Genomic DNA, 1,215 nt, shown 5'->3' on the forward strand with positions numbered 1-1,215 from the left:
CGTTTGTCTCAGGAGGCGCTCCAAATCCCTCCTCAAGCGTCAAGGCAGCAAGCCGATCCCCCCCTGCCACCGCCATTTGATAAGCTTTTACAGCTTCTGGAAAGCGCTTGATATTTTTTAGATCGATGCCCAAGGTGTCAGCTGCATCTGAATGCCCTTGTTCGGCGGCACATTGGCGCATCTGTCGAGCGACGTCGGGTGCCCTATCTATCGGCGCCAACAGATCGCCGATGTAGGCCTGCGCCTCCGGACTACCCATGTCCGCTGCCTTGCGAAAGTATCGTCGTGCCGCATCAGCGTCCTGCTTCACGCCATAGCCGAGTTCGAGATAATGCCCCATGTCGTAATATCCACCCGGCACGCCTGCCTTGATCAGTTGATCCACCAGATCAATCGTTTCGACATCCGGGTACGGCGACTCTGCATATCCCTGCGAAACCAGCCGTTGCAGATTTTGATTGGCTTTGTAGTGACCATAAGTGGCCGCGATCCGGTAATAGCGTGCAGCGCTATTGAAATCTTTGGGACCGTCCTGCTTCTCAAGATACAGACCGTATTTAAAAAATTCGTTCGCCTGCGGGTCGAGCGGCGGCAGGTGATCTGCCTGGTGCACACAGACGAAGGCGAGGTTCGCACGAACGCCGTTCATATCGGATTGCGAAGGCAATTGACGATCCTTGTTCGAGCAGGCGCTCACAAGGATCGTCAGACAGATTGTCAGGACGGTGCGCTTCATGGCTTTAGCACTCACTCGACCAGCGGGTGGACGTATGTATAAAATCCAAGGCGCTCACGCAAGCGGATCGTTTCATCACGCTTCTTTTCCATGAGCAATCAGCTTCCAGATCACGTCCGTCGTATAGCGACGCTTTCCCAGTACGCTGTCGAGAAGCGCCAGCGGACGAGGTTCGTAGATATCGAGCAACGGAAAGACATCGCCGCGATCGAAGTTCCGCGTCGTATCGGCCTGAAGCCCCGGACGAATCTGGGCACACCACACGCCGTCCTCGGGGCAGCGTGCCCCCGCTCTCGCCGTCGTTCCGATCGGCAAGCGTGCGCGCGTCGCTGTCGGTGCATCCACCGACGATGTCTTCGAATCAGCAGTCGATAACGGCAAGCCGGTTGCCGGATCGAGGTGCTTTGCCTTCGCAAGCTGGTCGAGCAGTTCTTCCGACGGCTTGGGCGGCGGCACCGCAGCGTCCTGCTCTTTCTGCC

The 1,215-nt window shown here is 57.4% G+C and carries 2 protein-coding genes; both read right to left on the bottom strand.

The features are described from left to right. A partial coding sequence (locus ACYP33_RS09230) for a tetratricopeptide repeat protein (RefSeq protein ID WP_459621166.1) occupies positions 1-736 on the bottom strand: 736 nt, incomplete at its 3' end. A gap of 75 nt (positions 737-811) precedes the next feature. After that, the coding region (locus tag ACYP33_RS09235) for a DUF6396 domain-containing protein (RefSeq protein WP_459621168.1) at positions 812-1,215 on the bottom strand (404 nt) is incomplete at its 5' end.

This window comes from Burkholderia sp. 3C, assembly GCF_054589155.1.